Genomic DNA, 25,576 nt, shown 5'->3' on the forward strand with positions numbered 1-25,576 from the left:
ACGGCGGCTTCAAGAAGTCCGGCTACGGCAAGGACCTGTCCGCGTACGGGTTCGAGGACTACACCCGGATCAAGCACGTCATGACCTCGCTGGGCGGCTGACCGACCCCGCGGAACCCCGGGGGGCACGGTCGCGCACACCGCGTCCGTGCCTCCGGAATCGGTGACCTCCAGGCCCTATCCGATCACCGAATCCGTCGTGAAACTAAAAAGCAACAACGGAATCCCTTGTTGAAGTGAAGGTCCTCTGTCAGGATCGGCCTTCGATTCCGGCTAGAACGACGCCATGCCCCGAGAGGCGACCGGCGGAGGAGAGCACGCGATGGATCAGCGGTTCGATGTGACGGAGCGGTTCGCCCAGGGTGCGCAGTACATCGCGGGTCGGCTGCGCACAGGCGGCTCGGAACACCTGCACGCGGTCGTCGACCCAGCCACCGGCGAGCAGGTGTACACCTACCGGCTCGCCGGTCCGGCCGATGTCGACGACGCCGTGGCGGCGGCGGAGGCCGCCTTCCCCGAATGGGCGGGCGCCACCCCCGGTGAGCGCTCGGACGCCATGCACGGGTTCGCCGCCGCGCTCGGGGAGCGGGCGGAGGAACTCGCCTACGCCGAGTCGTTGCAGTGCGGTAAGCCGATCAAGCTCACCACCGAGTTCGACGTCCCCGGCACCATCGACAACACCGCCTTCTTCGCGGGCGCCGCCCGCCATCTGGAGGGCAAGGCGGCCGCCGAGTACAGCGGTGACCACACCTCGTACATCCGCCGTGAGCCGATCGGCGTCGTCGGCTCCATCGCCCCCTGGAACTATCCGCTCCAGATGGCCGCGTGGAAGGTCCTCCCGGCCATCGCCGCGGGCAACACCATCGTCCTCAAGCCCGCCGAACTCACCCCGTTGACCTCGCTGATGTTCGCGCAGGCGGCCACCGAGGCGGGCATCCCGGACGGTGTCGTCAACATCGTGACCGGCACCGGCCTGGAAGCCGGTGAACAACTGGTCGGCCACCCCGGCGTGGCCATGACCTCCTTCACCGGCTCGACCGCGGTCGGTAAGCGGGTGGCCGAACTGGCCACCGCCACCGTCAAGCGGCTCCACCTCGAACTCGGCGGCAAGGCGCCCTTCGTCGTCTTCGACGACGCGGACGTCGAGGCCGCCGCCCATGGCGCCGTCGCGGGCGCCCTGATCAACACCGGCCAGGACTGCACCGCCGCCACCCGCGCCTACGTCCAGCGCCCGCTGTACGACGCGTTCGTGGCCGCCGTCGCCGATCTGATGGCGTCCGTACGCCTCGGCGACCCCTTCGACCCGCACACCGACCTCGGCCCCCTCATCTCGCACACCCAGCGCGACCGCGTCGCGGGCTTCGTCGAGCGGGCCCGCGGCTACGCCACCGTCGTCACCGGCGGTGAGGCCCCCGGCGGCGATCTCGCCAAGGGCGCCTACTACCGGCCCACCCTCATCACCGGTGCCGCCCAGGACAGCGAGATCGTCCAGTCCGAGATCTTCGGCCCGGTCCTGGTCGTCCTCCCCTTCGACAGCGACGACGAGGGCCTGGCGCTGGCCAATGACACCCCCTACGGCCTCGCCGCCTCCGCCTGGAGCCGCGATGTCTACCGGACCCACCGCGCCACCCGCGAGATCAAGGCCGGATGTGTGTGGATCAACGACCACATCCCGATCATCAGCGAGATGCCGCACGGCGGCTTCAAGAAGTCCGGCTACGGCAAGGACATGTCGGCGTACTCCCTCGAGGAGTACACGCAGGTCAAGCATGTGATGTTCGACAACACGGCGGAGGTCCGCAAGGACTGGCACCGCACGGTCTTCGGGGACCGACAGATCTGATTCGTGCGGCCACCGCGTGTGGCCTTCGGCCGGCTGGGACCGGCCCGCACCGGCCGGCACCTTCGAAAGGCACAGCTTCATGGAACCAACGGAACCAACCCACGAGCCCGAGAGCCTGTCCCCACCGCAGATCGCCGCGATCCGCCGCAGCATGACCAGCGGCCGGATGGCGCTGACCCGCCGCAGCCTGCTGCGCGCGGGCAGCGCCGGAGCGTTCGCCATCGGCGGGCTCGGGGCGCTGAGCGGCTGCGGCATCCCGCCCGCGGGGCGCGCCGAGGCGGACAACGCTTCCGACGACCACTCCGACGACGAGAAGCGGGTCAACTTCTCCAACTGGACCGAGTACATGGACGTCACCGACGACAACAAGCACCGTCCGACGCTCGAGGAGTTCCAGCGCCGCACCGGCATCACGGTGAAGTACACCGAGGACATCAACGACAACGTCGAGTTCTTCGGGAAGATCAAGCCCCAGCTCGCCGCGGGCCAGGACACCGGACGCGACCTCATCTGCGTCACCGACTGGCTGGCCGGACGGATGATCCGGCTCGGCTGGATGCAGCAGCTGAACGCGTCCAACCTGCCGCACGCCTACACCAACCTGGGTGAAGGCTTCCGCAACCCGGACTGGGACCCGGGCCGCGCCCACTCCTACCCGTGGACCGGTATCCCCGCCGTCATCGCCTACAACAAGAAGGCCACCGGCGGCCGCGAGGTCACCTCCGTCTCCCAGCTGCTGGAGGACCCCAAGCTCAAGGGCCGGGTCGGAATGCTGACCGAGATGCGCGACACCGTCGGGCTCACCCTGCTCGACATGGGCAAGCGCCCGGAGACCGTCACCGCCGACGAGTACGACGCCGCCATCGCCCGGCTCCAGAAGGGCGCCGACCGGGGCCAGATCCGCCGGTTCACCGGCAACGACTACACCGGCGACCTCACCAAGGGCGACCTCGCCGCGTGTATCGCCTGGGCCGGTGACCTCATCCAGCTCCAGGCGGACAACCCGGAGATCGAGTTCGCCATCCCGGAGGCGGGCTACATGATCTCCACCGACAACCTCCTCATCCCCAACAAGGCCCGCCACAAGAAGAACGCCGAACGGCTCATCGACTACTACTACGAGCCCAAGGTCGCCGCGAAGGTCGCCGCGTACATCAACTACGTCTGCCCGGTCGACGGCGTACGCACCGAACTTGCGAAGATCGACAAGGATCTGGCGAACAACCCGCTGATCATCCCGGACGACGAGATGGTCGCCAAGGCCCACGCCTTCCGCCTGCTGTCGAGCAAGGAAGAGACGGCATTCGAGGACAAGTTCGCCAAGCTCACCGGCGCCTGACAAGCGAGGAAGACCCCAGCCATGCCCCAGCAGCCCACCACCGGCGGTGATGTCCGCCTCACCGGGATCAGCAAGACCTACGGGTCGTTCACCGCCGTCCACCCGCTCGACCTGGACATACCCGCCGGCTCCTTCTTCGCCCTGCTCGGCGCCTCCGGCTGCGGCAAGACCACCACCCTGCGCATGATCGCGGGCCTGGAGGACCCCACCACCGGCACCGTCCTGCTCGCCGGACAGGACGTCACCGCCCTCCCGCCGTACAAACGCCCGGTCAACACCGTCTTCCAGAGCTACGCCCTCTTCCCGCACCTCGACATCTACGAGAACGTCGCCTTCGGCCTGCGCCGCCGCGGCATCAAGTCGGTGAAGAAGCAGGTCGACGAGATGCTGGAACTGGTCCAGCTCGGCGACTTCGCCCGCCGCAAGCCCCAGCAGCTGTCCGGCGGCCAGCAGCAGCGCGTCGCCGTCGCCCGCGCCCTGATCAACCACCCCCGGGTGCTGCTCCTCGACGAGCCGCTGGGCGCCCTCGACCTCAAGCTGCGCCGTCAGATGCAGCTCGAGCTCAAACGCATCCAGACCGAGGTGGGCATCACCTTCGTCCATGTCACCCACGACCAGGAGGAGGCCATGACCATGGCCGACACGGTCGCGGTGATGAACGGCGGCCGCGTCGAGCAGCAGGGCGCCCCCGCCGAGCTCTACGAGAACCCCGCCACCACCTTCGTCGCCAACTTCCTCGGCACCTCCAACCTCATCGAGGCCGAGATCAGCGACAAGAGCGGCGGCACCCTGGTGCTGACCACCGCGGGCGGCAAGCTCGCCCTGCCCGCCGCCCGATGCGGCGCACCCGTGCGCACCGGCGGCAAGGTGCTCGTCGGAGTGCGCCCGGAGAAGATCTCCCTCACCCACACCGAGGACGCCGACACCGTCGCCGACGGACGCAACCGGATCACCGGCCGGATCGCGGATTCCAGCTTCATCGGCGTCTCCACGCAGTACGTGGTGAAGACCCCGGACTGCCCCGAGATCGCCGTCTACGAGCAGAACATCGAACGCGATCCGCGGCTGGTCCCCGGCGCCGAGGTCGTCCTGCACTGGAACCCGGCCCACACCTTCGGCCTCGACGCCGCCCAGGACATCGACGCGGGCACGGAACGGGACGAGGAGGCGGCGTGAGCGCGACCACTGCGCCAAAGCCGGCACCCCCGGCCCCGCCCCCGGCAGCCCCGGCGGGCGTCCGCAAGGCCGCGCTCCGCAAGAAGCTGGTCCCCTACTGGCTGCTGCTCCCCGGCATCCTGTGGCTGGTGATCTTCTTCGCGGCGCCGCTGGTCTACCAGGCGTCGACCTCGGTCCAGACCGGCTCCCTCGAAGAGGGCTTCAAGGTCACCTGGCACTTCCAGACCTACTGGGACGCGCTGACCGAGTACTACCCGCAGTTCCTGCGCTCGGTGATGTACGCGGCGACCGCCACCGTGCTGTGCCTGCTGCTCGGCTATCCGCTCGCGTACCTCATCGCGTTCCGCGCGGGCCGCTGGCGCAACCTGGTGATGATCCTGGTCATCGCGCCGTTCTTCACCAGCTTCCTGATCCGCACGCTGGCCTGGAAGACCATCCTGTCCGACAGCGGTCCGGTGGTCGGCGTGCTGAACTCCCTGCACATCCTGGATGTGACCAGTCAGCTCGGGCTCACCGAGGGCGAACGGGTGCTGGCCACGCCGCTGGCGGTGGTCTGCGGTCTGACGTACAACTTCCTGCCCTTCATGATCCTGCCCCTCTACAGCTCGCTGGAGCGCATCGACGGCAGGCTGCACGAGGCGGCCGGGGACCTGTACGCCAAGCCCTTCACCACCTTCCGCAAGGTGACCTTCCCGCTGTCCATGCCGGGCGTGGTCGCGGGCACCCTGCTCACCTTCATCCCGGCCACGGGCGACTACATCAACGCCGAGCTGCTGGGCTCCACCGACCAGAAGATGGTCGGCAACGTCATCCAGTCGCAGTTCCTGCGGGTACTCGACTACCCGACGGCCGCGGCACTGTCCTTCATCCTCATGGCGGCGATCCTCGCGATGGTCACCGTCTACATCCGCAGGTCCGGGACGGAGGATCTGGTCTGATGGCTCTGACACGCTGGATACGGCGGAACCTGGTCGTCATCGCGGGGCTCGGCACGCTCGCGTATCTGATCCTGCCCAACGTCGTCGTCCTGGTCTTCTCCTTCAACAAGCCCAACGGCCGGTTCAACTACGAATGGCAGCGGTTCTCCACCGACGCCTGGACCGACCCCTGCGGCGTCGCCGACATGTGCGGCTCGCTCTCGCTGAGCCTGAAGATCGCGGTGTGGGCGACCATCGGCGCCACCGCCCTGGGCACCATGATCGCCTTCGCGCTGGCCCGATACCGTTTCCGGGCCCGCCCGGCCGTCAACAGCCTGATCTTCCTGCCGATGGCGATGCCCGAGGTCGTCATGGCCGCCTCGCTGGCAACCCTCTTCCTCAACATGGGCGTCGACTTCGGCTTCTGGACGATCCTCATCGCCCACATCATGTTCTGCCTGAGCTTCGTCGTGACCGCCGTCAAGGCGCGGGTGCTGAGCATGGACCCCCGGCTGGAACAGGCCGCCCAGGACCTCTACGCCTCCCCGGCCCAGACCTTCCTGCGCGTCACCCTGCCGATCGCGGCCCCCGGTATCGCCGCCGGTGCGCTGCTGTCCTTCGCGCTCTCCTTCGACGACTTCATCATCACCAACTTCAACGCCGGCTCGACCGTCACCTTCCCCATGTTCGTCTGGGGATCCGCACAGCGCGGTACGCCCGTACAGGTCAACGTGATCGGCACGGCGATGTTCGCCATCGCGGTGCTGTGCGTCCTCGTCGGCCAACTGGCCGGCACCCGCCGCAAGAGGAGCTGAAACCCATGGCCGCAGACGCCATGACGCGCTCTACCGGGGACAGCGCCCCCGGACCGTCCGCCCTGGAATCCCTGGCCGACGCCGCCTACACCCCGTACTGGCTGGAGGACCCCGGCCGGCCCCGTGCCCGTTCCGCCCTCATCGGGGACGAGCACTGCGATCTGCTCGTCATCGGCGGCGGCTACAGCGGACTGTGGACCGCCCTGATCGCCAAGGAGCGCGACCCCGACCGCGATGTGGTGTTGCTCGAGGGCCAGGAGATCGGCTGGGCCGCCTCCGGGCGCAACGGCGGCTTCTGCGCCGCCTCCCTCACCCACGGCCTCGGCAACGGTCTGGCCCGCTGGCCCGGTGAACAGGCCGAACTCGAACGGCTCGGCCACCGGAACCTCGACGAGATCGAGGCCGCCGTCGCCCGCTACGGCATCGACTGCGACTTCGAGCGCACCGGCGAGATCGACGTGGCCACCGAGCCCCACCAGATCGAGGAACTGCGCGAGACCGCCGAACTGACCGCCCGGCTCGGCGTCGCGGAGCAGGAGTTCCTCGACCGCGACGCGGTACGCGCCGAGGTCGACTCACCGACCTTCCTGGCCGGGCTGTGGGACCGCAAGGGCGTGGCGATGGTGCACCCCGCCAAGCTGGCCTGGGGGCTCAAGCGCGCCTGCGCCGAACTGGGCGTACGGATCTACGAGCACACCCCGGCCGAGCGGCTGACCAGCGCCGGGGCGGCGATGGCCGTCCGTACCCCGTACGGCCGGGTGCGCGCCCGTCAGGTGGCACTCGCCACCAACGCCTTCCCCGCGCTGGTGCGGCGCGTCCGCCCGTATGTCGTGCCCGTCTACGACCACGCGCTGATGACCGAGCCGCTGACCGAGGAGCAGCTCGGCGCGATCGGCTGGAAGCGGCGGCAGGGGCTGAGCGACACCAACAACCACTTCCACTACTTCCGCATCACCGCCGACCACCGCATCCTGTGGGGCGGCTACGACATCATCTACCGCTACGGCGGCCGGGTGCGCGCCGAGTACGACCACCACCCGGCCACCTACGGCACCCTCGCCCGGAACTTCTTCCGCTGCTTCCCGCAGCTGGAGGGCGTGCGTTTCAGCCACGCCTGGGGCGGCGCGATCGACACCTGCTCGCGCTTCTCCCCGTTCTTCGGCAGCGCGCACGGCGGACGGGTGGTCTACGCCCTCGGGTACACCGGCCTCGGCGTCGGGGCGACCCGCTTCGGCGCGGAGGTGATGCTCGATCTGCTCGGCGGTGAGCCCAGCGCGCGCACCCGGCTGGAGATGGTGCGCAGCAAGCCGCTGCCCTTCCCGCCGGAGCCGGTGCGCTGGGCGGGCATCGGGATCACGCAGTGGTCGATGACCCGGGCGGATGAGAACGGCGGCCGCCGGAATCTGTGGCTGAAGGCGATGGACAAGATGGGGCTGGGCTTCGACAGCTGAGGTGGGCCTTCGGGGCTTCGGGACTTGTCGCCCCGTTCAGTGCGGTGACGGTTTCGGGTCCAGGGCGGCGAGCGTACGGCGCACCTCGGCCTCGTCGACCCGGCCGCCCTCCGGCACCCGGGGAAGTTTCGCGCGGAGCAAAGTCGTCAGGGGCGGTGTGCCGTGTCGTCATCCGTGCGCCCCTTCGCCGGGGGTTTCGCGATCCGGTGCCAGGAGCGAGGCGGCGTGGTCGGGTACATAGGTCTGCAGATGCCGGGGCGGCCGCTCGTACCCGGTGGGCGCGGGACGGGGCGGCAGTCGCAGGTCCGGCAGCCGGACGTCGCCGTACGGCACGGTGGACAGCAGGTGGGCGATCATGTTGATGCGGGCCGCGCGTTTGTCGTCGGCCTCGACGACGTACCAGGGGGCCTCGGGGATGTCTGTGCGCGCGAACATCTCGTCCTTGGCCTGGGAGTACGCCTCCCATCGCGTGACGGACTCCAGGTCCATCGCCGAGATCTTCCAGCGCCGGGTGGGGTCGCTCAGCCGCCTGCGGAACCGCTGCTCCTGTTCGGCGTCGCTCACCGAGAACCAGTACTTGCGCAGCAGAATCCCGTCCTCGACCAGCATCCGTTCGAAGACCGGGCACTGGTGCAGGAAGCGCTGGTGCTCCTCCTCGGTGCAAAAGCCCATGACCCGCTCGACGCCGGCCCGGTTGTACCAGCTGCGGTCGAAGAGCACGATCTCACCCGCGGCGGGAAGCTGCTCGACGTAGCGCTGGAAGTACCACTGCGTGCGCTCCCGCTCGGTCGGCACCGGCAGGGCGACGATCCGCGCGATACGCGGGTTCAGGCTCTCGGTGACCCGTTTGATCGCGCCGCCCTTGCCGGCAGCGTCACGCCCCTCGAAGACCACCACCAGCCGCCACCCCTCGGCCCGCACCCACTCCTGGAGCCTCACCAGCTCGATCTGCAGACGTGACATCTCCTGCTCGTACCTGGCCCGGGGCAGTCGGCCAAAGCCGCGGTCGCCCATGAGGCCAGTGTCGCATCGCACGGACCGCTCCGCCCCCGCCCCCGTGCCCAGTCGCCCATCGCACCGCCCGCGCCCGTCATGGCTGGATCTTGGCGATTGTTAAGATCCCGCCATGACGAAGACGCATGTGGTGGCTGTACTGGCCTTCGATGGCATGGCGCCCTTCGAGCTGGGCGTGGTGGTGGAGGTCTTCGGCCTGTCCCGGCCCGAGCTGGGAGACCTGCCCTGGTACGAGCTGCGGGTATGCGCCGAGGAACCCGGCCGGGATCTGCGGGCGGTCGGCGGGTTCACGCTGCGCGCCGAGCACGGGCTCGATGCGCTGGCCGCGGCGGACACGGTGATCGTGCCGGGGGTGGCCAAGGCCGGGGCGGAGGTTTCGCCCGCCCTGGTGGAAGCGCTGCTGCGGGCCCATGCGCGGGGGGCGCGCCTGGTATCGATCTGCTCGGGGGCGTTCGCGCTGGCTGCGACCGGCCTGCTGGAGGGCCGGCGCGCCACCACCCACTGGCGCTACGCCCGCGCGCTTGCCGAACGGCATCCCGGAATCGAGGTCGACCCCGACGTGCTGTACGTCGACAACGGCGATGTCCTCACCAGCGCGGGCAGCGCGGCCGGTATCGACCTGTGCCTCTACCTGGTCCGGGCCGATCACGGTGCGGCCGTCGCCAACGCGGTGGCGCGCCGCTTCGTCGTTCCGCCGCACCGCGAGGGCGGGCAGGCCCAGTTCATCGAGGCGGCGGTGGGAGAGATCGACCCCGAGGACGACGGCGTCACGGAGAGCATGAACTGGGCGCTGCGCCATCTGCACACACCGCTGTCCGTGCCCGCCCTGGCCCGGGCTGCGTGCATGTCGGAACGCTCGTACTTGAGGCACTTCACCCGCCGTAACGGCGTGAGCCCCATGCGCTGGGTCATCGCCCAGCGGGTGGCTGCCAGCCTGCCACTGCTCGAGTCCGGCGAGGGCACCGTGGACGAGGTTGCCGCCGCGGTCGGCTTCGACAGCACCGCGACGTACCGGCACCACTTCACCCGCCAGATGCGTACGACGCCGACGGCCTACCGCAAGACGTTCACCCGCGTCCCCGCGCACTCATAAGGGTCACCCCGTACAGCTGGCGGAATCTTGATGAACTAAGGCGTTTACGCCACTCCTAGGGCGGGCCCAGGGATCAGAGGATGGAGCCGTCGCCGCCCGGGAGAAACCCGGCACGGCCCACCGGCCCCCGTCCCGACCAGCAAGAACAAGAGGTACCCCCATGTCTGTCACCGCTTCCGCCGAGATCACCAGCGCCGTCCTGAGCGTGCCCGCCGCCACCCCGGCCGAGGCCGCCGCCCACTACGCCGCCCGCCTCGCCTTCGAGGCGGATGTCTCCGACGTCCACGCCGATCTGGCATCCGGCGCACCCGGGATCGTGGTGGTCGACACCCGCAGCAATGCCGCCTGGGACCAGGGCCACATCCCCGGCGCCCTCCACATCCCCACCGCACAGATGGCCGACCTGGCACCGCAGTTGATCGACCCGGCCCAGACCGTGGTCACCTACTGCTGGGGCCCCGGCTGCAACGGCGCGACCCGCGCGGCGCTGGCCTTCGCCCGCCTCGGCTACCAGGTCAAGGAAATGCTCGGCGGCTTCGAGTACTGGGCACGCGAGGGCTACTCCTACGACTCCGCCATCGGCGCCGAGCAGCGCCCTGTCGACGACCTGACCGCCCCGCGCTCGGGCACCTCCTGCGCATGCTGAAGGGCACCGCACGGCCGAGCGGCGTGATCCGTCAGGATTTCCCCGGCGTCACATGGGATGACTTCTTAAGGGCGCGGGGCGTGAAACGGAAAGTCCGCCGCCCGGTGTGACGCACTGGGGCAGCGGACCTTGATGGCACGGCTCTGAGCTGGTCGGCCGATGGGGTTGACGAAGGTGGCGGGGCGGGTGGCGCTGCGCTGGTCGACGAGGCTGTCGTTCTCCCAAGGCCACTCGGTCTTGAGGGACTTGGTCTCGTTGGGTGGGGTGATCTCGACCCAGGCCGGCTGGTAGGTCGAGAACGGCGGGCCGTGCTCGGCCGGCTTGGATTTGGCGATCTTCCTGACCTCGCGCCACTCGGGCAGCGTAAAAGTCCTCGGGCGACCGCCCTTGTACTTGGGGTAGAGCGCCTCGAAGCAGTCGGTGTCGAAGTCGTGAATCACATCGCGGACCCGGTCCGCGCTGGTGAACGTCACCTCGGCGATCTCCGCCACCGCCATGCCCTGTGCTGACAGCAGCACCATCTGGGCCCGCCGCCACGTCACGACCGAGCCGGTGCCTCTGCGGATGATCCGCAGCAGCCTCCGGCACCCGAGTGGCGCGTCACATCACAACAGGGCAGACGCTGTCCGATACGGCGCTGGATGCCCGCCGATGACGTGGCGCGATGCGGTCTCGATGCCGCTGACTCCCGGATTGCGGCGGCCGCCGACGGGAGGCAGGGTGGTGTCGAGACCGTTTGGGCGAGCCAGAAGGCACACAGCCTGTCACGGATGCGGGTTGTGGCATGTCCTCATCGCGAAGCGAGTTGTGTGAGCAGGGAACCGGCGACCTTGGTCACAGCCGAACGAGTGGGTCGGTACACCGGTCCGGAACGCGGTGGCCGACGCAAGATCATCCATTCGGGCAGGCTTACGGAGGTGTGGTACATGTCAGCGAAGAACCCAGAGCACGGGAGCGCCCACGAGGTGTCCTTGCCGCCCGAAGTCAAGTTGCTGCAGGAAGTCACTCCGCCCTTCTTTCCCGAAGGTGGTTCGGGAATGACCATCCTCGTCGAGTGGCCTCCCAGTCACCCCGGGCTCCCTCCACATCGCCACTCGGGCCCGTCGTTCGGCTACGTGATGGAGGGCGCGCTCCGGTTCGAGCTCGAGGGTGAGCCGGAGCGTGTGGTCGAGGCCGGCGGGACGTTCTGGGAGCCAGGCGGTGACGTGATCCACTACCAGGACGGCAACGCCCTGTCGGACGCACAGACCAAGTTCGTGGTGACCATGTTGTGCGCGCCGGGCCAGCCGATGCTCACGCTGGTCGACGAGGAGGAGCTGAAGGAACGGGCGCACCTGCGCGCCCCGCGTCCCTCCGAAGGCTGACCCGCGAGATCGACACGAGTGCGGAATTCGGAACACCGGTCCAGGTGCCGGGGTTTGCAGCAACCTCCGGCCTTCCTCGTCATCGATCTCACGAGCCCGCACACGTTCTGCCCCCGGACAGACTCATGGTGACGCATCGCCGGCAAACTCGACTACCTCACACTCGACCGACGCGGCGCCTGGATGCTCTTCCAAGTACTGACCGAGCGCCAGGAGAAGGACAGCATCACCATCGCCCACCAACGAGGCGTTCACGGGCCGGACCAAGACCTTCACCGGGCCCACGGCTCTGCGCGGCGGTCGTCGACCGGCTCCCCTTCAACGCCACCCTCATCGGGACCGGCACCGAGCCCTTAGCGAATGATCGTCGGCTGTCAGGGATAGGGGGTGGTGCGGGCGACGTGGGTGTGGAGCAGACGTGGTGAAGCCTCAAAACCGTGGCGGGAGTATGCCGGGATCGCACGAGGACTGGAGTGCACGGTGACCCGTTCGAGTCCGAGATCCCGGGCCCTGGCCAGGACCGCGTCGATGAGCACGGGCCTCGATCTTTCGACTGGTGCGAACGATTCATTGACATGCTCAGATCGGGGGACGTAACGGTGGCCAGAAAGACCGGGAGGGCGACGATCACGTCGGTCGCGGAGTACGCCGGTGTCTCCCGGCAGACCGTCTCCAACTTCCTGCACACGCCCAGAGATGGTGGTGCCGGAGACCCGGCAGCGTGTCGAGGAGGCGATCGCCGCGCTGGATTACCGGCCCCACCTCGCGGCACGGAGCATGCGCACCGACCGGTCCCAGGCGATCGCGGTCCGGATCTCATCGGAAGGCGCGCCACCGTACGTCCCACCGGCGCATAGGTCACCCAACTCGCCCCCGTTCGACAGTGATCTACGATCACCGCATGCCGCGCTTCGCACACGACTTCCCGTTCGACCCGTCCTACGGCCGAGCGCTCGACGAACTGCTGCGGATCGCGGCACCCGCCGCCCCCGCCGACTTCGACAGGTTCTGGCGCGACAGATACGAGGCAGCCCGCCGGGTCGAGCCGGAGTCGCGCATCGGCGCACTCGTGGAAGAGCGCGATGGTGTGCGGATCTTCGACGTGTCCTACGCGTCGACACGCGGCCGGCGCGGCGGATGGCTGGTCCTGCCTGCCGACGTGGCATCGGTGCGCCACGGTTTCGTCATCGGCCATGGCTACGGCGGCCGGGCCCAGGTCGGCCAGGACATCCCGCTTCCCCTGCCCGCCTCGGCGGCGATCCTGCCGTGCGTGACCGGCATGCCGAGCAAGGGACTGCTTCCGGGCGTGCCGAGCGTCGCCGACGGCCATGTGCTGCACGGCATCGACTCGCGTGACGGCTATGTCATCGGCGACTGTGTCGCGGACCTGTGGTGTGCGGCCTCGGCGCTCACCGAGCTGGTCCCGGCGCTCGCCGGCCGTGGGTTCGGGTACCTCGGGGAGAGCTTCGGCGGCGGCCTTGGCGCCCTCGGGCTGCCGTGGGACGAGCGCTTCGCGGCGGCACAGCTACGGGTCCCCACCTTCGGCAACCACCCGCTGCGCCTGACGCTTCCCTGCGTCGGCAGCGGCGAGGCCGTGCGCCGCCACCACCGAGAACACCCCGGCATCGTCGATGTCCTCGCCTACTACGACGCGGCCACCGCGGCGACACGGATGGACATCCCGGTGCTTGTCGCCCCCGCCCTCTTCGATCCGGTCGTGCCGCCGCCGGGCCAGTTCGCGGTGTACAACGCGCTCTCGGGGCCGCGCGAACTGCGCGTCCTGCAAGCCGGCCACTTCCCCTATGACGGGGAAGACGTCGAGGCACAGGCGCTGCGTGCGGCCACGACGGAGTTCTTCACCAAGCACCTGGCATGACATCGGCACCGGTTTCCGTCGCCGTGGAGTGGCGTGGCGTAGGAGACCGGTGCCGATGGCCAATAGGGGTCAGTCAGGGCCTACGCGGCGTCGGCCCCGATGTTCGGCGGGCTGGGGATGGTGGCCCCGTAGTAGTCCACACCGCCGTTGCCGGACACGGCCGTTCCCGTTCCGAGTGCCGGGGAACCCGGCTTGAGCGTGTAGGCCTGCGGACACGGCTGCGGCCCCGTGCCCGAGGTCGGAGACCACGAGCACGTGCCGCCCCCGCCGGGCGTGGTGAACAGCGGGTCACCCCACACCGCGCCCGACTCAAGACCCGCCGCCTTCCACGCGGCGAAGTCGGCGTAGGTGGTGCCGCTCCAGCGCCAACCGCCGGTGTTCGTGCCGTAGTACAGGTTGTTCGACAGCGTCATGCCGGTCTGGCCGTACGGGTTGTAGTACATCTGGCCGGTCTTGCCGTACGTGCCCTTGTTGGCCATGTGGCAGATGTTGTCCTTGATCTGCGAACCGCTGGCCCATGTGCCCGAGGCATAGCCGAACAGGAAGCACGCGCTCGCGCCGGCCTTCTTGTTGGCACTTTGGTCCTTGTTGGTGAAGCAGGTGTTGCCGTAGATCGACAGCGCGTTCTTCGGTGCGCTGGGCACCACGTCGAACAGGCCGCCCTGGGCGTTCGCCCAGTCGTCGTTCTCGGAGATGTTGTAGCGGTAGGTGTTCGGCCCCCACACCCTCGAACTGGCGGTCGAGGTGTAAGCCAGGTAGCCGCTGCCCGCGTTGTTGTGGGTGTAGTTGTACTCCACCACCGAGTCGTCCCCGGGGGCTCCCGGTGCGCCGAATTCACCCACCACTGTCACCATCCACTGTCGCTCACTCCAGGAGACCCGCCGATGCACTCCTCCAAGCGCGTGCTCTGCAATCCCCTCGACCTCGCCTACCGCTACCAGGACATCCGCGCCACCGGCAGCGCCGACGGCATGAACGGCAGTGAGCCACGGCGGTCCGTCCACCGGGAGGCCGCGGATCCCTCCATCGTGCGGTACCGCGGCCGCTTCTATATGTTCGCGTCGATGTCGGCGGGGTTCTGGCACTCGGAGGATCTACTGCGGTGGGAGTACCGCGCGACATCCAAGCTGCCCGCCCTCGACTACGCGCCGGATGTCCGGGAGGTCGACGGAGCGCTGTACATCAGCGCGTCCAGGAAAGCGGACGACTGTCCCTTCTTCCGCAGCGTGGACCCGTTGACCGACGACTTCGTCGAGGTCACGCCGGGCACCTTCCCCTTCTGGGACCCGAGCCTGTTCCAGGACGACGACGGCGGCGCCTATCTCTACTGGGGTTGTGACAACAACACGCCCCTCTACGGGGTGCGACTGTCGGGCACCTTCGAGCAGATCGGCGAACCGGTACAGCTGATCCGGGCTGATGTCACCACTCACGGCTGGGAGCAGGTCGGCGAGGACTACATCGCCACGCCGACCAGCGCCGACCAGGAGGAACTCCTCTCCCGGCTCCAGGGCAAGCCCTATATCGAGGGCGCGTGGATGACCAAGCGCGACGGGACCTACTACCTGCAGTACGCGGCGCCCGCCACGCAACTCAACACCTACGCAGACGGCTATTACACGGCCTCATCCCCGCTGGGTCCGTTCGAGTACTCGCTCGACAGCCCGTTCTCGTCGAAGCCGGGCGGTTTCATCACCGGGGCAGGTCACGGATCCACGTTCCAGGACCGTCATGGAAACTGGTGGCACGCGTCGACCATGCGCATCTCGGTGAACGACGACTTCGAGCGGCGCATCGGGATCTTCCCCGCCGGATTCGACGAGGACGGCGTGCTCTTCTGCAACCAGAACTTCGCCGACTACCCCTTCATCGTCCCGGACGGGCCGTTCGCCCCTTGGACGCCTCCGGCCTGGATGCTGTTGTCCTACAAAGCGCACACCACCGCCTCGTCCTCCGCCCCCGGCCGCACTCCCACATCAGCGGTCGACGAGGACATCCGCACCTGGTGGGCAGCCGGGGGGCGCGAACCGGGCGAGTCACTGACCGTCGACCTCGGCGTGAGCAAGACGGTGTACGCAGTGCAGGTCAACCTGGCGGATCACAAGCTCGGCGACCTGGCTCCACAGGCCCCCGAAGGAGCCGACTGGAACAGCTCCTTCTGGCGTGGCATCTTCCCCACCCATGAGCCGGCGGATGCCTTGGTCGAGATCTCGCAGGACGGGCGCCAATGGACCGTCGTGCGCGACTCCCGGGGAACGAACACCGATGCCCCGCACGCATTCATCGTGCTCGACGCACCGCTGCGCGCCCGGTTCGTCCGGGTCACCGGCGGCCGCATGCCGTTCGACGGCGCCTTCGCGGTCAGCGGTCTACGGGTCTTCGGCACGGGTGACGGCGCGGCGCCGCGCTCGGTTCGTGCTCAGGGCCGCCGTGTCGACGGCCGCACCGCCAGGGTCGAGTGGGGCTCGGTCACCGGGGCCACCGGCTACAACATCCGTTACGGCCGCCATCCGGAGAAGCTGTACCACAGCTGGCAGGTGCACCAGCGCACCTCGCTCGACCTGCGCTCGCTCAATGCTGACGCGGAGTACTGGGTGGCGGTGGACGCGTTCGGCGAAGGCGGCGTCACGCCCGGGGAGACGGTACCGGTGAAGTGATCGGGGGCAGGGAGGACTGATTCGCTTCTCCGGCCCTACCTGGGGCCCCGGTTGGAACCCCGCCGACGCGTGGACCGCGCTGATTCGAGATCGACCTCGACGGCCCTGGCAGGGCAACCCGTTCACCGACATCGATTCGGCGCGACGTTCGGCAACGGGCAACGCGAGCTGCGTGCGGATGCCTGTGATCGCGGTCGGCCGCGCACTCGGCACCGGGCTGGTCAGGGGCAGATGATGTAGCGGCCGCGGAGGCCGCCCCCGGCGCTGGCCCGGTGGGCTTCGGCGGCCTGGTCCAGCGGGACGACGGCGTGGACGCGGGTCGGGAGGTCGCCGGCGGCGGCGCGGGTGAGGAGGTCGGCGAGTCGGGTGCGGTCGGAGGCGGTGACCACGGAGGTGACCGAGATTCCGCGCTCGGTGGGCGGTTCGAGGCCGGGCCGCAGGCCGACGTAAGAGCCGCCGTCGCGGACCAGCTTGACGGCCTGGTCATTGAGTTGTGCGGGGTCGACGGCTGCGTCCCATTCCGGCTCGGCGTGTGCGGTGAAGTCGGCGCCGAGGCCGCGGACGAACTCCTCGTCGCCGGCGCGGGCGAGCCCGGTCACCTGCCAGCCGCGTTCCCGGGCGAGGACGGTGACGTTCGCCCCGACCGCCCCCCGCGGCGCCGATCACCAGCAGTCGGCCGGCCCCGGCGGGCGCGTCCCCGAGCAGGTCGACGACCTGCGCGGCGGCCAGCCCGTTGAGGGGGACCGTGGTCGCGGCCAGCAGGTCCAGCCCGTCGGGGACCGGGGCGACGTCGGCCGCTGGGACCACGATCTGCTCGACGTACGTGCCGTAGTCGCGGTCGAAGCCGGCCACCAGGCCGGCCACCCGGGTACCGACGGCCCAGTCGACGCCCGGCCCGACCGCGTCCACGACGCCGGCGAACTCCCAGCGGCACTTGAAAGTACGTAAGCCCCCTTCGGGTACCGAAGGAGCGATCAATGCCGACACGGACAGCGGCTCAGCGCCGGGCCGAGGAGAAGACGGGCCCCGGTCGATGCGCTTCTCCGAACTGTCCCGCCGGCTCGCGGGCGCCCGCCAGAAGATGCTCACCCAGACCCTGCGCTCCCTGGAAGTCGACGGCCTGGTCACCAGGACCGTCACGCCCACCGGGAGGAACACCACCGCGCGGCAGCCGAACACTGAGCTTGCTGTCTGAAGCTGACCGTTGACGGCTCGATCGGCGCCACGGCTACGAAAGATGCGAACAGGGCGAGGCCGAACCATTATTCGACATCATGTGGATCATCTGCCCATCATGGCAGTGGCCTCGGCCGGAGCCGTCCTCCGCTCCGACGCCTCGTTCTCAGAGACCCCCCATACGAATCGAGGAGTACACCGTGAGCAAGCCCGGACAGACCGTCGAGATCCCTCACCTCGGAGGATCGACCATCGGGTACACCTTCGGCAAGCCGTACGACCCCGCACTCCCGACGCTGGTCCTGATCAACTCGTACACCACGTCGGCCGAGTTGTACCGGCCGCAGTTCGCCGACTCGGAGCTCGGGTCCGCGGCCAACCTGCTGGCCCTCGAACCCTACGGGCACGGCCGCACGAGGGCCGCGTACCAGCACTTCACCTACTGGGACAGCGCGGTCGCGAACCTGCAGGTCCTCGAGGCTCTCGGGATCGACGAGGCCTTCGTGCTGGGAACCTCGCAGGGCGGCTGGGTGGCGGTCCGCATGGCGCTGCTCGCCCCGGACGTCGTGAGGGGCCTCATCCCGCTCGGCACGTCGATGGACTTCGAGAGCCCGCGCAGCCGCGACCTGGGGTGCTGGGACGCGATAGGACTCAACACGCCGCTCGTCGACGCCCTCGCCGACCCGGTCGGCGAGGACTGGGTCGTGCCGGACGAGGTCGTAGACGCCGTCCTGGCCACGTCCCTGGGCAGCGTCTCAGCCGAGGAACGCGAGTTCTGGCTCACCGCCTACCGCGCAAACTACAGCGGTGACGCCGGACGCCACCGTCTGCGCCTCAGCACGGTGAACCTGCGGGACCGCGACGGGCTCCACGGCAGGCTCGACGAGGTCCGCTGCCCCGTCCTGTGGCTGCACGGCACCGCGGACCAGGTGTACTCCGTGCCGAACGCCCAGGACGAGATCCGGATGTTCACCAGCTCCCCCGAGGCGCGCCTGGAGATCATTGAGAACGGGCAGCACTTCCTGAGCGCCTCGCATCCCACGGAGGTCGGCTCCGCAGTGATCGAGTTCCTGAAGCGCTGGGCCTGAGCCTGAAGCCACCTGCGCGTCGGCCGGTTGATCTTCTGCGGCCGGGCGGGTCCCTCACCCAGGCACCGGTTCAGGCTGTCGCCGAAGGTGGCTCGTCGTAGGTGGTGACCCAGGCCGTTGAGATCGGCCAGTCGCGTTCGGGGCGGTGGGGGTGGAGACCGACGACGGCCAGTGGCGGCAGGTCGTCGAGTTTTGACAGCTCCCGCCATTGGTCCTGGGTCACCTCCAGGTAGCGCAATCCCTTCAGCTCACCCACCGTGGCGATGTCGGCGACGGGTGCCGCCGCGATGTCCAGCGCCCACAGGTTGGGCAGCGTACGGAGCGGAGCCAGCTCGACGGGACGCGCGCAGGTGACCGACAGCGAACGCAGCTCCCGGTTTCGGGCCGGCGCCGTCAGGTCAGCCGACTCCACATCCAGCTCCAGATACTCCATCGGAGGGCTGCCGAGCGGAGTCAGGTCGGGCGAACCCCCGCTCGACAGCGCCAGCGAACACACGTCGGGCAGCGCGGCGAGGAACGCGCAATCCTCGACGCCGGACACCCGGACCTCCTGCACGCGCGGACCGGCCTGCTCGGCCCGCGCACGGGAAGGTCGGCCGTCGCTGTAGCTGGTGTGCCCGCGGGACAGGCCCGGCAGGTCCGCCTCGATCCACAGGCCCTTGTTGTGATGGCGGTGGGCACCGCGTTCCAGCGCTTCCACCAGACGGCGCAGGAACGTGGTCACCGAGTCAGCGACGTACGTCGGCCCCCGCGTGTGGTCGACACCGACCGCGATGACCTGCCCGGGACGACCCTTCGGCCCCGGATCCATGTCCACGGCGAGCCAGTTGCCACCGGTGTCGAACGCGAACCGGATCCAGCCCGCACGCAGCGGCGACCTCCGGACGGTGTTCGGGGGCTGGGCATCGAACACCGTCTGGCGCCAGGGTTCGTGCTCCCATTCCCGGGCTATGTCGAGCCACTCGTCATCCAGGTCGCCGATCTCGGCGAGGGGGAGCCACTCCTGCCGGTCGAACAGCGGGTTGACGACGCCATCACCTTCACCGTCGGCGATGCCGTACAGCGCGCGGAGGTCCGGAGGCAACGCGACGCCGAGTTCCTCCTCCGCCGCGGCGAGGTCCTCCTCACTCGCGGGCTCGGGGAGTTCCTCCTCGTACCCGAGGATCTGCGCCATCAGCCGCCGGTAGTGGTGGAAGAGCCGCACCGCCTCGTCCGGATCACCAGCCGGAACCGCAGACTCAGGCCCTTCCTGCTCATCACCCCGGTCGGGCGGAACGAAGTCTTCATCGATCACGTAAAGGAACGGCGACTTCTGCGGGGAGGATGTCGTCACGCCGCCGCAAACTAGCACCCGCCCCCGACACCGCGGCCCGTGGTCCGTGCGGCGTCCAGTGCCTGCCGGGCCTCGGCCACCACCTCCGGGTCGGTGACGAAGTGGGTGTCCTGGAGGGCGGAGGCTCCCGCGGCTCCGAGAGGTATCCACGCACCGCCGCGCCGGGGCTCGGCCCGGGTCTTGGCGGAGAGGTGCACCGCGGCGACCCCCGCGGCCACCAGGGCGGGGATGTCAGCGGTGCGGACGCCGCCGCCTGCCATGACCTGCACGCCAGGAACCGCGGCGACCATCGCGGCAAGCGTGGTCGCCCCGCCGGCCGCGGTCGCCGCGCCGCCGGAGGTGAGAACCCTGGTGATCCCCAGTGAGGGGAGCAGCGCCGCGGCGGCGACCGGGTCGGCGGACTGGTCGATCGCGCGGTGCAGGGTGATGTCTACGGAGCGCTCGTGCTTCGATGCCGCGTCATGGGCGGCGTCGGTCAGGCGGGTGACGGCATCGGTGTCCAGGAGACCTTCGGCGGTCAGCGCGCCGACCACCACGCCCGAGGCGCCCGAGGCGACGACCGAGCGTACCTCGGCGACCATCAGGGCGATCTCCTCGGCGTCGTACACGAAGTCACCGGGACGGCACCGCACCAGAGCGTGCACCGGCGACCCGACGGCTGCGACCGCCTCCACCGAGGCCGCCGACGGGGTCAGGCCGCCCAGTTCGAGCCCGGTGCACAGTTCGACCCGGTCCGCACCGTGGTCGCGGGCGGCACGGGCACCCGCCGGGGAGGTGACCGCGATCTCGAGGGTGGTTCCCGACGTACCGGTGCCGCCCGGAGGGCCGGACCGCCCGCCGGGTCGGTTCTGGTCAGGGGCGTGACCGCTGCGGCCGGTCACTCGTCGTCCCCGGTGAGCGGCTGGTCGGAGGCCGGGATGAGCCGGGCCGCCAGGTCCGGGTCGGCCATGTCGCGGTCGAAGGGGAACATGGGCCGACGGATGCGCTGGTAACCGAGTCGCACCAGGTCCTGGTCGACACCGCCTGGTGTGAGGGCCATCTTCCACGCCGCGGCCATGTCGAACAACTCCGGCTCCAGGTAGCCGATCTTCACGATGACCACGTCGGCGGAGCGGGGGCCGAGGTCCAGGTCGGAGAAGTCGCGTTCATGATGGTAGGGCTTGCGCAGCCGGGTCAGGATCGCGTATACGCTGCCGACGCGGACCACGACCTCGGTCTCGGCGTCGCGGTCGCCGTGCCGGATCGCGTGTACCACGCCGGTGAGGGTGACGGGACCGGCGTGCCGGTCGTCCACCTCGGCTCCGGCGGTGACGGTGACGGTGGCGCCCACGCCGGCGGCAACCGCGGTGTCAACGGCGGCGGGGCCGGGCACCGAGGCGTACAGGACGGTCGGGCCGTCGTCCTTCTGGAACTCCGGGCGCTCCAGCAGCCTGGTCAGTCCCCAGGTGACGTCGCCGGCGCCGCCCGCGGTGGGGTTGTCGCCGGTGTCGCTGATGAAGTACGGCCGCTGCTGCGAGCCCAAGGCCTCATCGAGGAGGTCGTCGAAGGTACCGGTCGGGGCGACGAAGCCGAAGTCGTGACGGGCCTCCCAGAAGCCGCGGGCGAGGCGTTCGGCGCCTGACGACACGGCGTTCCGGTCGGGGCCGGTGACGACGACGGCCGCGCGGTTGCGTGGTTCGTCGGCCCAGGCGTAGCCGACCCATATCGCCGCGTCGGTCACCCCGTCCATGGCCTCGACCTCGTCGACCGCCGCGTACACGCTCCTGGCGGGCTCGATGCGGGTGGAGGTCTGCTCTCCGGCCAGCAGCACCGGGACCGGTACCCATGCCTTCACCGGTCGGGGGGCGCCGGAGGCGAGCAGGTCGACCAGGTTGCGCACGGCGCGCTCCTTGGTCTCCATGTGGTCCTCGTGCGGCGCCATCCGGTAGCAGGTGATGAGGTCGCTGCGGTGGGCGAGTTCGCGGGAGACGTTGCCGTGCAGGTCCATCGAGGTGGAGACGATCACGTCGGGGCCGACGGTGGCACGGATGCGTTCCAGCAGGACGGCCTCGGCGTCCTCGACGCCCTCCACGGTCATCGCGCCGTGGATGTCGTACCAGAGACCGTCGAGCCGGGGCAGTGCGGCGAGGCGGTCGATGAGTTCGCCGGTGAGTGCGGACCAGGCGGCGGCGGTGACCATGCCGCCGGGCAGCGACTTGCCCACCAGGGCGCCGTGCCAGTCGGCGGCCTCGCGCAGTTCCTCGCCGGGCGCGAGGAAGGGGTAGCGGCCGAACACATCAGCGCCCCGCAAGGGATGGAACGCGGGGGCCTCGGTGCGGGCCGGGGAGAAGGTGGACGACTCGATACCGAGCCCGGCGATGGCGATGACCGGGCGGGCGGCGGTGCGGGATTCCGACATGGCTCCTCGTGCGGGGTGTGGTGCGTCAGGGGGTGCGGTGTGCGGCGGGGCCGAAGTGCTCGACACCGAGCCCGGTGCCGCCGACGTCGCGCAGGGCGTGCGCCATGGCGCGCTGCAGGGCGAACTGTCCGGCCCCGACGACTCCGGCGTCGACGCCGAGGCTGGCCCGCTCGATCGTGAGGTGCTCGGTGACCAGCGGGTGGCAGCTGTCGTAGAGCTGGCTGCGGACCGCGGCGACGAAGGGTTCCAGAGTGGAGAGGATGCCGCCGAGGTAGACGGCGTCCGGGTTGAAGAAGTTGACGTTGGCGGCGAGCACCTGCCCGAGATGTTCTCCGGCTCGGCGGACCGCGCGGGTGGCCTCGGGGTCGGCGTCGGCGGCGAGGCCCACGACGTCCTCGAGGCTGCTGACGTCGGCGCCGCGCTCGCGCAGGATGCGTACGAGGGCGGCACCGGAGGCCACTGTCTCCAGACAGCCCGTCTTGCCGCAGGAGCAGGGGATGTCGGCGGCGCCGTCGATCCGGATGTGGGTGATGTCGCCGGCGGCGCCGGTAGCGCCCCGGTAGAGGCGACCGTCGACGATGACGCCGGCGCCGATCGCCGAGCCGATCTTCACCATGATCGACTGTCGGTGTTCGGCGGGCCGGACGGTGTGCTCGCCCATCGCCATGCAGTTGGCGTCGTTGTCCACCGCGGTCGGGACGCCGAAGCGTTCCTCCAGCCAGGTGGCGACCGGGAAGCGGTTCCACCCCGGCATCCGCGACGGCAGCATGGCGGCTCCGGACCGGATGTCGACGGGGCCCGGCAGGGACAGGCCGACACCGCACATCCGGTCGCGTCCGTGTTCCTCGGCCAGGGCCTCCAGGGTTTCGGCGAGCCGTGGCAGGGCCTGCTCGGGGCCGTCGGCGATGACGAACGGAACGGTGGAGACCTTTTCGAGTCGGCCGCCGGGCAGCGCCACACCGATCCGGGCATGCCGGCCGCCGAGGTCGGCGGCGACGGCGAACTCATCGGTGCCGCCGAGCCGCAGGACCTTGCGGGGGCGCCCGCCGGTGGACGACTGGGTGCCTTCCTCGGCGATCAGCCCGCGCTCGACCAGCTGCCCCACGGTGAGGGAGATGGTCGAGGGGGCGGCACCGAGCAGGCCGGCGAGTTCGGCGCGTGACGAGGCCTGGCCCGAGGCCACGAGTTCCAGGACGCGGGCGGCGAGGGGGGAACTCCCCTTCGTCGGCTGACGGTTCCGCGCACTTATTTCAGTCATGTACGAAGTAACTTCCGCAACGGTGGATGTGACGAAGACAGTACGCCCGCACAAGGCGTACGTGAACCGCTTCTCGGACGACATTGTCGTGATCGACAGCATGACAAATCGGACCAAAGGCAGTGTTTTCGCCACCCGGACAGGGCTTCGGGGAGTTCTGTCGAACTCGCAGAAACTTACTTTTTACTAATTCTTGTTTGTTTAATCAGCACGTGAGACGTTGACTGTCGTCGCAGCGCCGATCCCCGCGGCGCCCGCCCCAGGCCCAGGCCCAACGGGGCACACACGGGTCCTTTCACTCCGAGGAGAGTCATGTTCCTTGCTCATACGGCGACCGGCCGCCGCTGGGCCCTCGTCGCGGGTGCCGCCCTCACGTCCGGCGCACTGCTCACCGGCTGTTCCGGGGGCGGTACCTCGTCGTCCGGCGGACACTCGACCGACACCATCAACTACGCGCTCCCGGCCAACTTCACGCCGAACTGGATCCTCCCGGTCGGCACGGCCGCGCACCTCAACACCAACAACTCCTCCATATCCCAGTCCCTCTGGGAGCCGCTGATCGCCTATGACGGCTCCACCGGCGAGGTCGGCTGGAACAAGGACAACTCCCTCGCCACCGCGGCGGACTTCGCCAAGGACAGCAAGAGCGTCACGATCACCCTCGGCAACCGGCACTGGAGTGACGGCAAGCCGATCACCTCGCGCGACGTCGAGTTCTGGTTCAACCTGGTCAAGGCCAACAAGGCCGACTGGGCAAGCTACAGTCCGGGCAAGGCGCCGGACAACTGGACCTCGCTGAAGATCGTCGACGACACTCACTTCACCATCACGTTCGACAAGGCGTACAACAAGCAGTGGATGCTCGCCAACGAGTTGAGCATGATCCGCCCGATGCCGCAGCACGTCTGGGACAAGACCGGCGACTCCGACGCCGTCTCCGACCTGGACCGCACCCCCGCCGGCGCCAAGAAGGTCTGGAAGTACCTCAACAGCGCCGCCAAGAACATCTCCGGTTACGCCACCGACCCGCTGTGGAAGACCGTCAGCGGTCCGTACACCCTCAAGTCCTTCTCCACCGCGGGCAGGGTCGAACTGACCGCCAACGCCAAGTACGACGGCGGCGGCAAGGCCAACATCAGACACGTCAACCTCCTGCCGTTCACCACGACCGACGCCGAGGCGAACGCGCTGCGGGCGGGCACGGTCGACTACGGCTACATCAACGCCACGGACCTCAGCCAGGAGGAGTCCTTCAAGGCGAAGGGCTACACGGTCAAGCCGTGGGCGGGCTGGGCGATCACCTACATGCCCTACAACTTCAACAACCCGGCCATGGGCACCGTCTTCAAGCAGCTCTACGCCCGCCAGGCGATCCAGATGTCGGTCGACCAGACCAGTCTGGCGAAGGTGATCTTCAACGGCACCGCGGTCCCCACCTACGGTCCGATCCCCCAGGGACAGGCCTCCGACTTCGTCTCTCCTGAGCAGAAGAAGAACCCGTACCCGTTCGACACCGCCAAGGCGAAGCAGCTGCTGACCTCGCACGGCTGGAGCGAGCAGAACGGCACCATGGTGTGCACCGACGCGGGCAGCGGCGACGACCAGTGCGGCTCGGGCGTCGACAAGGGCACCAAGTTCGAGATGCAGGTGCTGTCCCAGTCCGGCTCGACCGTGACCGACAACATGATGAGCGCGCTGCAGTCCTCCTTCTCGAAGACCGGTATCAAGTTCACCATCAAGACCGCCCCGGTCAACTCCGTACTCTCGCAGTCCGGTCAGTGCAAGTCCGGTGACTCGGGTTGCAAGTGGCAGCTGTCCTTCTTCGGCACCGCGGGCAGCTGGTACTTCCCGGCGTACCCGAGCGGTGACTCGCTCTTCCAGACCGGCGGCGGTTCCAACTTCGGCAGCTACTCCAACCCGGCGGTGGACAAGCTGATCGCGCAGACCACCACCTCCGAGTCGGCCGCCGCCGTCCAGGAGTACAGCGCCACGCTGGCCAAGGACCTGCCGGTGATCTGGCTGCCGGAGCCCGACTACCAGGTCTCCGTGGTCAAGAACGGGCTGGGCGGTTTCGCCCAGGACTCGCTCGCCAACTTCCACCCCGCCATGTGGAAGTGGACGAACAAATGAGCC

General features: G+C 69.2%; 21 protein-coding genes and 3 pseudogenes. 15 read left to right on the forward strand and 9 right to left on the reverse strand.

What is annotated here, in order from left to right; translation table 11 throughout:
• The first annotated feature begins 321 nt into the window (after positions 1 to 321).
• The 6 genes from ACFV2X_RS06850 to ACFV2X_RS06875 all read left to right on the forward strand — a co-directional run bounded on the left by ACFV2X_RS06850 (position 322) and on the right by ACFV2X_RS06875 (position 7,540).
• Entirely contained in the window at positions 322 to 1,842 is a 1,521-nt protein-coding gene (locus tag ACFV2X_RS06850) for a gamma-aminobutyraldehyde dehydrogenase (protein ID WP_385612384.1), read from the forward strand.
• Positions 1,843 to 1,921: 79 nt separating this feature from the next.
• The gene (locus ACFV2X_RS06855) at positions 1,922 to 3,181 is read left to right on the forward strand and encodes a spermidine/putrescine ABC transporter substrate-binding protein (RefSeq protein WP_385612387.1); all 1,260 of its coding nucleotides are present in this window, start codon (positions 1,922 to 1,924) and stop codon (positions 3,179 to 3,181) included.
• Positions 3,182 to 3,202: 21 nt separating this feature from the next.
• Positions 3,203 to 4,357 carry an ABC transporter ATP-binding protein gene (locus ACFV2X_RS06860; RefSeq protein ID WP_385612390.1) on the forward strand — a complete coding sequence of 385 codons (1,155 nt, stop codon included), beginning with the start codon at positions 3,203 to 3,205 and terminating at the stop codon, positions 4,355 to 4,357.
• The gene (locus ACFV2X_RS06865; RefSeq protein WP_385612393.1) at positions 4,354 to 5,295 is read left to right on the forward strand and encodes an ABC transporter permease; all 942 of its coding nucleotides are present in this window, start codon (positions 4,354 to 4,356) and stop codon (positions 5,293 to 5,295) included. The genes ACFV2X_RS06860 and ACFV2X_RS06865 overlap by 4 nt, the downstream gene beginning before the upstream one ends.
• Entirely contained in the window at positions 5,295 to 6,089 is a 795-nt protein-coding gene (locus ACFV2X_RS06870; protein ID WP_385612395.1) for an ABC transporter permease, read from the forward strand. Before ACFV2X_RS06865 ends, ACFV2X_RS06870 begins: the two co-directional genes overlap by 1 nt.
• A gap of 5 nt (positions 6,090 to 6,094) precedes the next feature.
• Positions 6,095 to 7,540 (forward strand): NAD(P)/FAD-dependent oxidoreductase, encoded by a 1,446-nt coding sequence (locus tag ACFV2X_RS06875; RefSeq protein ID WP_385612397.1) that lies wholly within the window; start codon positions 6,095 to 6,097, stop codon positions 7,538 to 7,540.
• 168 nt (positions 7,541 to 7,708) lie between these two features.
• On the opposite strand, the gene ppk2 is transcribed toward ACFV2X_RS06875, so the two are convergent.
• Positions 7,709 to 8,554: a polyphosphate kinase 2 gene (gene ppk2 / locus ACFV2X_RS06880; RefSeq protein ID WP_385612399.1), complete on the reverse strand. Its 846-nt coding sequence runs from the start codon at positions 8,552 to 8,554 to the stop codon at positions 7,709 to 7,711.
• 112 nt (positions 8,555 to 8,666) lie between these two features.
• On the opposite strand from ppk2, the gene ACFV2X_RS06885 reads away from it, so the two are divergent.
• Positions 8,667 to 9,647 (forward strand): helix-turn-helix domain-containing protein, encoded by a 981-nt coding sequence (locus tag ACFV2X_RS06885; protein WP_385612401.1) that lies wholly within the window; start codon positions 8,667 to 8,669, stop codon positions 9,645 to 9,647.
• Between the two features lie 160 nt (positions 9,648 to 9,807).
• The gene (locus ACFV2X_RS06890) at positions 9,808 to 10,293 is read left to right on the forward strand and encodes a rhodanese-like domain-containing protein (RefSeq protein ID WP_385612403.1); all 486 of its coding nucleotides are present in this window, start codon (positions 9,808 to 9,810) and stop codon (positions 10,291 to 10,293) included.
• Between the two features lie 278 nt (positions 10,294 to 10,571).
• Here ACFV2X_RS06890 and ACFV2X_RS06895 read toward each other — a convergent pair.
• Positions 10,572 to 10,814 (reverse strand): annotated as a pseudogene (locus tag ACFV2X_RS06895) (transposase); the annotation flags it as partial.
• Between the two features lie 405 nt (positions 10,815 to 11,219).
• Here ACFV2X_RS06895 and ACFV2X_RS06900 point away from each other — a divergent pair.
• The 3 genes and pseudogenes from ACFV2X_RS06900 to ACFV2X_RS06910 all read left to right on the forward strand — a co-directional run bounded on the left by ACFV2X_RS06900 (position 11,220) and on the right by ACFV2X_RS06910 (position 13,533).
• Complete coding sequence (locus tag ACFV2X_RS06900; protein WP_385612406.1) at positions 11,220 to 11,657, forward strand: cupin domain-containing protein; 438 nt, start codon at positions 11,220 to 11,222, stop codon at positions 11,655 to 11,657.
• Between the two features lie 144 nt (positions 11,658 to 11,801).
• Positions 11,802 to 12,082, forward strand: a pseudogene (locus ACFV2X_RS06905) (ATP-binding protein); the annotation flags it as partial.
• A 476-nt stretch (positions 12,083 to 12,558) separates the two neighbouring features.
• Positions 12,559 to 13,533 carry an acetylxylan esterase gene (locus ACFV2X_RS06910; protein WP_385612409.1) on the forward strand — a complete coding sequence of 325 codons (975 nt, stop codon included), beginning with the start codon at positions 12,559 to 12,561 and terminating at the stop codon, positions 13,531 to 13,533.
• Between the two features lie 80 nt (positions 13,534 to 13,613).
• Here ACFV2X_RS06910 and ACFV2X_RS06915 read toward each other — a convergent pair whose 3' ends face one another.
• Positions 13,614 to 14,387, reverse strand: coding sequence for a hypothetical protein (locus ACFV2X_RS06915; RefSeq protein WP_385612411.1), 774 nt, complete (start codon positions 14,385 to 14,387; stop codon positions 13,614 to 13,616).
• 30 nt (positions 14,388 to 14,417) lie between these two features.
• On the opposite strand from ACFV2X_RS06915, the gene ACFV2X_RS06920 reads away from it, so the two are divergent.
• Positions 14,418 to 16,190, forward strand: coding sequence for a family 43 glycosylhydrolase (locus ACFV2X_RS06920; protein WP_385612413.1), 1,773 nt, complete (start codon positions 14,418 to 14,420; stop codon positions 16,188 to 16,190).
• 221 nt (positions 16,191 to 16,411) lie between these two features.
• Here ACFV2X_RS06920 and ACFV2X_RS06925 read toward each other — a convergent pair whose 3' ends face one another.
• Both ACFV2X_RS06925 and ACFV2X_RS06930 read right to left on the reverse strand, forming a co-directional pair.
• Positions 16,412 to 16,789, reverse strand: coding sequence for a zinc-binding dehydrogenase (locus ACFV2X_RS06925; RefSeq protein ID WP_385612416.1), 378 nt, complete (start codon positions 16,787 to 16,789; stop codon positions 16,412 to 16,414).
• Positions 16,674 to 17,177 carry an alcohol dehydrogenase catalytic domain-containing protein gene (locus tag ACFV2X_RS06930; RefSeq protein ID WP_385612419.1) on the reverse strand — a complete coding sequence of 168 codons (504 nt, stop codon included), beginning with the start codon at positions 17,175 to 17,177 and terminating at the stop codon, positions 16,674 to 16,676. Before ACFV2X_RS06930 ends, ACFV2X_RS06925 begins: the two co-directional genes overlap by 116 nt.
• Before the next feature lie 25 nt (positions 17,178 to 17,202).
• Between ACFV2X_RS06930 and ACFV2X_RS06935 the strand changes: the two are divergent.
• Positions 17,203 to 17,337 (forward strand): annotated as a pseudogene (locus tag ACFV2X_RS06935) (winged helix-turn-helix transcriptional regulator); the annotation flags it as partial.
• Positions 17,338 to 17,566: 229 nt separating this feature from the next.
• Positions 17,567 to 18,454: an alpha/beta fold hydrolase gene (locus ACFV2X_RS06940; protein ID WP_385612422.1), complete on the forward strand. Its 888-nt coding sequence runs from the start codon at positions 17,567 to 17,569 to the stop codon at positions 18,452 to 18,454.
• Between the two features lie 70 nt (positions 18,455 to 18,524).
• Here ACFV2X_RS06940 and ACFV2X_RS06945 read toward each other — a convergent pair whose 3' ends face one another.
• The 4 genes from ACFV2X_RS06945 to ACFV2X_RS06960 all read right to left on the reverse strand — a co-directional run bounded on the left by ACFV2X_RS06945 (position 18,525) and on the right by ACFV2X_RS06960 (position 23,443).
• On the reverse strand, positions 18,525 to 19,787 hold the full coding sequence (locus ACFV2X_RS06945) for an SMI1/KNR4 family protein (protein WP_385612424.1): 1,263 nt from the start codon (positions 19,785 to 19,787) through the stop codon (positions 18,525 to 18,527).
• 11 nt (positions 19,788 to 19,798) lie between these two features.
• On the reverse strand, positions 19,799 to 20,572 hold the full coding sequence (locus ACFV2X_RS06950) for a copper homeostasis protein CutC (protein WP_385612908.1): 774 nt from the start codon (positions 20,570 to 20,572) through the stop codon (positions 19,799 to 19,801).
• 92 nt (positions 20,573 to 20,664) lie between these two features.
• Positions 20,665 to 22,185 (reverse strand): M81 family metallopeptidase, encoded by a 1,521-nt coding sequence (locus ACFV2X_RS06955; RefSeq protein ID WP_385612427.1) that lies wholly within the window; start codon positions 22,183 to 22,185, stop codon positions 20,665 to 20,667.
• Between the two features lie 25 nt (positions 22,186 to 22,210).
• Positions 22,211 to 23,443 carry an ROK family protein gene (locus ACFV2X_RS06960; protein WP_385612429.1) on the reverse strand — a complete coding sequence of 411 codons (1,233 nt, stop codon included), beginning with the start codon at positions 23,441 to 23,443 and terminating at the stop codon, positions 22,211 to 22,213.
• A 312-nt stretch (positions 23,444 to 23,755) separates the two neighbouring features.
• Here ACFV2X_RS06960 and ACFV2X_RS06965 point away from each other — a divergent pair, with 312 nt between their 5' ends.
• Entirely contained in the window at positions 23,756 to 25,573 is a 1,818-nt protein-coding gene (locus ACFV2X_RS06965; protein WP_385612431.1) for a peptide ABC transporter substrate-binding protein, read from the forward strand.
• Positions 25,574 to 25,576: the final 3 nt, after the last annotated feature.

The sequence above is a fragment of the Streptomyces sp. NPDC059679 genome, assembly GCF_042734105.1.
Lineage (GTDB): Bacteria > Actinomycetota > Actinomycetes > Streptomycetales > Streptomycetaceae > Streptomyces.

Coding starts and splice junctions, on each gene's coding strand:
- ACFV2X_RS06885 (WP_385612401.1), top strand. CDS start 8,667: ATGACGAAGACGCATGTGGTGGCTGTACTGGCCTTCGATGGCATGGCG.
- ACFV2X_RS06915 (WP_385612411.1), bottom strand. CDS start 14,387: ATGGTGACAGTGGTGGGTGAATTCGGCGCACCGGGAGCCCCCGGGGAC.
- ACFV2X_RS06855 (WP_385612387.1), top strand. CDS start 1,922: ATGGAACCAACGGAACCAACCCACGAGCCCGAGAGCCTGTCCCCACCG.
- ACFV2X_RS06920 (WP_385612413.1), top strand. CDS start 14,418: ATGCACTCCTCCAAGCGCGTGCTCTGCAATCCCCTCGACCTCGCCTAC.
- ACFV2X_RS06860 (WP_385612390.1), top strand. CDS start 3,203: ATGCCCCAGCAGCCCACCACCGGCGGTGATGTCCGCCTCACCGGGATC.
- ACFV2X_RS06960 (WP_385612429.1), bottom strand. CDS start 23,443: ATGACTGAAATAAGTGCGCGGAACCGTCAGCCGACGAAGGGGAGTTCC.
- ACFV2X_RS06870 (WP_385612395.1), top strand. CDS start 5,295: ATGGCTCTGACACGCTGGATACGGCGGAACCTGGTCGTCATCGCGGGG.
- ACFV2X_RS06900 (WP_385612406.1), top strand. CDS start 11,220: ATGTCAGCGAAGAACCCAGAGCACGGGAGCGCCCACGAGGTGTCCTTG.
- ACFV2X_RS06910 (WP_385612409.1), top strand. CDS start 12,559: ATGCCGCGCTTCGCACACGACTTCCCGTTCGACCCGTCCTACGGCCGA.
- ACFV2X_RS06965 (WP_385612431.1), top strand. CDS start 23,756: ATGTTCCTTGCTCATACGGCGACCGGCCGCCGCTGGGCCCTCGTCGCG.
- ACFV2X_RS06890 (WP_385612403.1), top strand. CDS start 9,808: ATGTCTGTCACCGCTTCCGCCGAGATCACCAGCGCCGTCCTGAGCGTG.
- ACFV2X_RS06850 (WP_385612384.1), top strand. CDS start 322: ATGGATCAGCGGTTCGATGTGACGGAGCGGTTCGCCCAGGGTGCGCAG.
- ACFV2X_RS06875 (WP_385612397.1), top strand. CDS start 6,095: ATGGCCGCAGACGCCATGACGCGCTCTACCGGGGACAGCGCCCCCGGA.
- ppk2 (WP_385612399.1), bottom strand. CDS start 8,554: ATGGGCGACCGCGGCTTTGGCCGACTGCCCCGGGCCAGGTACGAGCAG.
- ACFV2X_RS06955 (WP_385612427.1), bottom strand. CDS start 22,185: ATGTCGGAATCCCGCACCGCCGCCCGCCCGGTCATCGCCATCGCCGGG.